Origin of the sequence: Streptomyces sp. NPDC058291, assembly GCF_042880855.1 — a bacterium.
GTDB lineage: Bacteria > Actinomycetota > Actinomycetes > Streptomycetales > Streptomycetaceae > Streptomyces.
Genome location: NZ_JBHVYK010000012.1, coordinates 27,247 through 33,499, shown reverse-complemented (window position 1 = coordinate 33,499; position 6,253 = coordinate 27,247). Strand labels below are relative to the sequence as shown.

Annotated in this window: 4 protein-coding genes; all 4 read left to right on the top strand. The window is 71.1% G+C overall.

What is annotated here, in order from left to right; translation table 11 throughout:
- Positions 1-242: 242 nt before the first annotated feature.
- Positions 243-845: a small secreted protein gene (locus tag ACFVYK_RS08670; RefSeq protein WP_389770285.1), complete on the top strand. Its 603-nt coding sequence runs from the start codon at positions 243-245 to the stop codon at positions 843-845.
- Positions 846-915: 70 nt separating this feature from the next.
- The gene (locus tag ACFVYK_RS08665) at positions 916-2,457 is read left to right on the top strand and encodes a methyltransferase (RefSeq protein ID WP_389770282.1); all 1,542 of its coding nucleotides are present in this window, start codon (positions 916-918) and stop codon (positions 2,455-2,457) included.
- A 345-nt stretch (positions 2,458-2,802) separates the two neighbouring features.
- A complete protein-coding gene (locus ACFVYK_RS08660; protein WP_389770279.1) occupies positions 2,803-3,000 on the top strand; it encodes a hypothetical protein in 198 nt (65 codons plus the stop codon).
- Positions 3,001-3,347: 347 nt separating this feature from the next.
- Positions 3,348-6,185 (top strand): type I DNA topoisomerase, encoded by a 2,838-nt coding sequence (topA, locus tag ACFVYK_RS08655; RefSeq protein ID WP_389770277.1) that lies wholly within the window; start codon positions 3,348-3,350, stop codon positions 6,183-6,185.
- The last annotated feature ends 68 nt before the right edge of the window (positions 6,186-6,253 follow it).

Genomic DNA, 6,253 nt, shown 5'->3' with positions numbered 1-6,253 from the left:
GCGCGGTCGGGTGGCGGCTTTTTTTTTATTATTCGATTTGTTGGTTTGTCTTGTTTTCCGGGCCCCAGTTCTGGGGGGGGGGGGGGGGGGGGGGGGGCCGCCCCGCCCGCCCGCTGTGTGGGGCATGTGACCATGCCGTGACCCTTCTCTCTCTTGGTGCAAACAGCTTCATTCATCTGCATAGCGGGCATTCGTTCTGGGGATGTCGCCCGGTTGGCGTGTATGTTCCGGGGCCGAGAGCCATGGAAGGGACCAATCCGGTGAACAAGAAGCTCGCGGCCGCACTGTCCGGCGGTGCGGTACTGGTACTGGCGCTGTCCGGGTGCACCAGCGGCGACGACGGCAACAAGGAACTCGACGCCTGGGCCAAGCAGGTCTGCGACGCGCTGCCCGCCCAGGATGCCAAGGTCGACGCGGCCAACGCCGCGATCAAGCAGGCCGCCACGGACAACAACGCCCCGGCGAACGTCCAGAAGACCGACTCGCAGGCCTTCCAGGACATGTCCGACGCCTACAACGCGCTCGCCCAGGCCGTCCAGAAGGCGGGGACGCCGCCCGGCGTCGACGACGGTGAGAAGAAGCAGAAGGACGCCGTCACGGCGCTCACCACGCTCTCGACCTCCTACGCCGGTCTCAAGAAGCAGGTCGACGCGCTGGACACGAAGGACCAGGCGAAGTTCGCCGACGGCCTGCAGAACATCGCCACCGACCTCGGCAAGCTCAGCAAGAGCGGCAACACCGCGCTCAAGAACCTCGAACAGGGCGACGTCAAGAACGCCATGGCCAAGCAGGAGAGCTGTAAGAAGGTCGCCTCCTCCGCCACGGCCCGCGCGACGACGAGCTGACGGCCCCACGGCAGCACGGCCACCGGGCGTTCGCGTCGGAGGGACGCCACCCGAGGGGCGACGGGGGACAATGGGGGGCGTGAGTAACGCCACCTCGTCCCCCCTGCCCTCAGCCGACCGCCCCGAGGTCGCCGCCCTGCTGCGCGAGGCCCTGCTCGCGGCCTCCTTCACCGCGGACGGCCTTCTCGAACTGCTCGGCGCCCCCGCCTACGCGGCTCTCGCGCGCAGCGAGACCGTGCCCGCGCTGCGCGCGACCCGCGGGGACACGCCGCTGGAGACGCTCGTCCGCCTCTTCCTGCTCCAGCAGTCGGTGCCGCACGCGCGCGTGGCGGCATTCCTGCCGGTACGCGCGTGCGTGGAGAGCGGCTGGCTCGCCCCCGCCTGCGCCGACGAGGTGGCCGCGACCGTCGACGTACGCCCCTACGGCGGGCCGGACGGCGAGGACTGGTTCATCGTCTCCGACCTGGGATGCGCGGTCGGCGGCGCCGGCGGCAGCGCGACCGGAGGCCGGCAGGCGGACGCGGAGGTCGTCCTGGGCGTGGGCGGCGCGTCGACGACCCTCGCCGGCATCACCGTCCGCAGGCCCGTCTCCGCCGCCCTCGACCTCGGCACCGGGTCGGGAATCCAGGCGCTGCACGCCGCCCGGCATGCCACGCGCGTGACGGCGACCGACCTCAACCCGCGCGCCCTGCACGTCACCGCGCTCACGCTCGCCCTGTCCGGAGCCCCGGCCGCGGAACTGCGCCAGGGCTCCCTGTACGAGCCGCTCCGCGACGACGAGACGTACGACCTGATCGTGTCGAACCCGCCGTTCGTGATCTCGCCGGGCGCCCGGCTGACCTACCGGGACGGCGGGATGGGCGGGGACGATCTGTGCCGCTCGGTCGTTCAGGGAGCGGGGGATCGACTGAACGAAGGCGGTTTCGCGCAGTTCCTCGCGAACTGGCAGCACGTGGAAGGGGAGGACTGGCAGGACAGGATCAGGTCATGGGTGCCACGCGGCTGCGACGCGTGGATCGTGCAGCGTGAGGTCCAGGACGTCACGCAGTACGCGGAGCTCTGGCTGCGGGACGCCGGCGACCACCGGGGAGACCAGGCCGAGTACCGGGCGCGCTACGACGCGTGGCTGGACGAGTTCGAGGCGCGCAAGGTGAAGGCCGTCGGCTTCGGCTGGATCACGCTGCGCAGGACGACGGCCGCGGAGCCCGTGATCTCGGTGGAGGAGTGGCCGCATCCGGTCGAACAGCCGCTGGGCGACACGGTCCTGGCGCACTTCGAGCGGCTCGACCACCTGCGCGCGCACGACGACGCGGCCCTCCTCGCCGGGCGTTTCCGCCTGGCCGCGGAGGTCGTCCAGGAGCAGGTCGGGCTGCCCGGCGCCGAGGACCCGGAGCACGTCGTGCTGCGCCAGAACCGGGGCATGCGCCGGGCCACCAAGGTGGACACGGTCGGCGCGGGCTTCGCGGGCGTGTGCGACGGTTCGCTGAGCGCCGGCCGCATTCTCGACGCCATCGCGCAACTGGTCGGCGAGGATCCGGTGCTGCTGCGGGACCGCACCCCGGCCCAGATCCGCCTGCTGGTGGAACAGGGGTTCCTCGAACCTGCGGAGTGATCCCGGACCCTGCGGGCGGTCCCGTTGCCCAGGCCGCGCCGCCTCGTCCGGTCTGCGGCCCGGACGGCTTGTCCGCGGTCCGTCTCCTTCGCGTCCCCCTGGTCCGCGGGCCACCCCCGTCTCCCGCTTGCGGCCCCGCTTGCCGTCGCCGTCCGGGGCACGCTCGCCGGTCGGCCGCCGCCCAGGGGGCGAACCGAGTCCGTCGCTCGTGCTCAGGGGCCGCCCCGCGCCTGCGCCCCCGACCGTGTCCCGGCGTTCACCAGGGGTTCGCCGGGTAGCCGTCCGCGCGTGCCAGTCTCCGGGGCCAGGGCGTGCGGGAGCGGGAGAACAGAGGCGGGGACGAGCATGGAAGGTGGGCCGGCGGTCTTCGCGGGGATGGCGTTCGTCCTGTTCGGAGGTGCGCTCTCGGTGTGGACCGCGGTCCGGGTGCGGCACCGCGAACCGGTGGCCCAGGATGTGAGCCCCGTCGCATCGGCGGCCCTCGCCGGCCTCGCCGCGGTCGCCACGCTGGCCCTCGGCGCGTGGTGCTTCGTCCGTCTCTGAGGCCGCCGGACGATCACGGCCGGACCGGGCGGGATCCCCGCGCGGACCACCGACGGGACCGTGTTCGAGGCCGTCTTCGCGGCGCGCGCCGGATCTTCGTTCGAGCGGCGTGAACCTGGTCCCGCCGGCAGAGGCGACGGCGACTTCCGGTCGCACGGAAAAGTGCCGGTCGGTACTCCGGGCGGCAGGAATGGCGGTAGTCGGGTTACCGTTCGAGTGGCCGTTGCGGGCTTTTCCCGTTTGACACGGGGGCGGGATGTACCGTCACACTCCGCAGCGTCCCCATGACCCGACCCCGGGATCAAGGCCTGGGGGGCCCCAGCGTCGATCCGGAGAGAAGAGCGAAGTTGTCCCCGACCAGCGAGACCGCACACGGCGGCCGCCGACTCGTGATCGTCGAGTCGCCTGCCAAGGCGAAGACGATCAAGGGTTATCTCGGCCCCGGCTACATCGTCGAGGCCAGCGTCGGGCACATCCGCGACCTTCCCAACGGCGCCGCGGAGGTGCCGGACCAGTACACGGGCGAGGTGCGCCGCCTCGGTGTGGACGTCGAGCACGACTTCCAGCCGATCTATGTCGTCAACGCCGACAAGAAGGCGCAGGTCAAGAAGCTCAAGGACCTGCTCAAGGAGTCCGACGAGCTCTTCCTCGCCACCGATGAGGACCGGGAGGGCGAGGCGATCGCCTGGCACCTCCAGGAGGTCCTCAAGCCGAAGATCCCGGTCAAGCGGATGGTCTTCCACGAGATCACCAAGGACGCGATCCGGGCCGCCGTCGCCAACCCGCGCCAGCTGAACCAGAAGCTCGTCGACGCGCAGGAGACCCGCCGCATCCTCGACCGCCTCTACGGCTACGAGGTCTCGCCGGTCCTGTGGAAGAAGGTCATGCCGCGCCTGTCGGCCGGCCGCGTCCAGTCCGTCGCCACGCGTCTCGTCGTCGAGCGGGAACGCGAGCGCATCGCCTTTCGTTCTGCCGAGTACTGGGACCTGACGGGCACCTTCGCGACCGGCCGCGCGGGAGACTCGTCGGACCCGTCGTCGCTGGTCGCCCGCCTGCAGGCCGTCGACGGCAGGCGGGTCGCGCAGGGCCGCGACTTCGACTCCCTGGGACAACTCAAGAGCGCGAACACCCTCCACCTCGACGAGGCGAACGCCCGCGCCCTGGCCGCCGCCCTGGAGAACACGCGGTTCGCCGTGCGCTCCGTCGAGTCGAAGCCGTACCGGCGCTCGCCGTACGCCCCCTTCCGTACGACGACGCTGCAGCAGGAGGCCAGCCGCAAGCTCGGCTTCGGCGCCAAGGCGACCATGCAGGTCGCGCAGAAGCTGTACGAGAACGGCTTCATCACGTACATGCGCACCGACTCCACGACGCTGAGCGACACCGCCGTGTCCGCCGCTCGTGCGCAGGTCACGCAGCTGTACGGGGCCGACTACCTGCCGGCGCAGCCGCGTACCTACGCCGGGAAGGTCAAGAACGCGCAGGAGGCGCACGAGGCGATCCGTCCCTCGGGCGACCGTTTCCGCACGCCCGCGGAGACCGGCCTCAGCGGCGACCAGTTCCGGCTCTACGAGCTGATCTGGAAGCGCACGGTCGCCTCCCAGATGAAGGACGCGACCGGCAACAGCGTCACGGTGAAGATCGCCGGCACGGCGGCCGACGGCCGGGACGTCGAGTTCAGCGCCTCCGGCAAGACCATCACCTTCCACGGCTTCCTGAAGGCGTACGTCGAGGGTGCCGACGACCCGAACGCCGAGCTGGACGACCGCGAGCGCCGCCTGCCCCAGGTCGGCGAGGGCGACGCGCTGTCCGCCGAGCAGATCACGGTCGACGGGCACGCCACCAAGCCCCCGGCCCGTTACACCGAGGCCAGCCTCGTCAAGGAGCTCGAAGAGCGCGAGATCGGCCGCCCGTCCACATACGCGTCGATCATCGGCACGATCCTCGACCGCGGTTACGTCTTCAAGAAGGGCACGGCGCTCGTCCCGTCCTTCCTGTCGTTCGCCGTGGTCAACCTTCTGGAGAAGCACTTCGGCCGGCTCGTCGACTACGACTTCACCGCCAGGATGGAGGACGACCTCGACCGCATCGCCCGCGGTGAGGCGCGGGCCGTGCCGTGGCTGAAGCGCTTCTACTTCGGCGAGGGCCCGGACGAGGGCGGCGCGGCGGACGCCGGCAACGGCGACGGGGACCACCTCGGCGGCCTCAAGGAGCTGGTGACCGACCTGGGCGCCATCGACGCCCGCGAGGTGTCCTCGTTCCCGGTGGGCGACGGCATCATGCTGCGGGTCGGCCGCTACGGCCCCTACATCGAGCGCGGCGAGAAGGACTCCGAGGGCCACCAGCGCGCGGACATCCCCGAGGACCTCGCGCCCGACGAGCTGTCCGTCGAGCTCGCCGAGGAGCTGCTCGCCAAGCCGAGCGGCGACTTCGAGCTGGGCGTCGACCCGGAGTCGGGCCACCAGATCATCGCCAGGGACGGCCGCTACGGCCCCTACGTCACCGAGGTGCTCCCCGAGGGCACCCCGAAGACCGGCAAGAACGCCGTGAAGCCGCGGACGGCTTCGCTGTTCAAGTCGATGTCGCTGGACACGGTCACGCTGGCGGACGCCCTCAAGCTGATGTCGCTGCCGCGGGTCGTCGGCGCCGACGCCGAGGGCGTGGAGATCACCGCGCAGAACGGCCGCTACGGCCCGTACCTGAAGAAGGGCACGGACTCGCGGTCGCTGCAGACCGAGGACCAGCTCTTCACGATCACGCTCGAAGAAGCGCTGGAGATCTACTCGCAGCCCAAGCAGCGCGGGCGGGCCGCCGCCAAGCCGCCGCTGAAGGAGCTGGGCGCGGATCCGGTCAGCGGAAAGCCGGTCGTCGTCAAGGACGGCCGCTTCGGCCCGTACGTCACCGACGGGGAGACCAACGCGACCCTGCGCTCCGGCGACAGCGTCGAGGAGATCAGCCCGGAGCGCGGCTACGAACTGCTCGCGGAGAAGCGCGCCAAGGCGCCGGTCAAGAAGACGGCCAAGAAGGCGCCCGCGAAGAAGGCGACGGCGAAGAAGGCGGCGCCGGCGAAGAAGACGGCAGCCAAGAAGACCGCCGCGAAGACGACGGCCGCCAAGAAGACGACCACGGTCAAGAAGACGGCGGCGAAGAAGGCGACGGCCTCCCCGGCGGCCTCGTCGGAGGACTGACGGCCCGACGGGTCCCGGCCCGACCGACCACCGTTTCTCCACAGCAGGTTCGCGAAACGAACGCCCCG

What these genes read in the sequence shown, in the direction of transcription:
- ACFVYK_RS08665 (WP_389770282.1), top strand. Translation starts at nt 916, where the DNA reads ATGGGGGGCGTGAGTAACGCCACCTCGTCCCCCCTGCCCTCAGCCGAC.
- ACFVYK_RS08670 (WP_389770285.1), top strand. Translation starts at nt 243, where the DNA reads ATGGAAGGGACCAATCCGGTGAACAAGAAGCTCGCGGCCGCACTGTCC.
- ACFVYK_RS08660 (WP_389770279.1), top strand. Translation starts at nt 2,803, where the DNA reads ATGGAAGGTGGGCCGGCGGTCTTCGCGGGGATGGCGTTCGTCCTGTTC.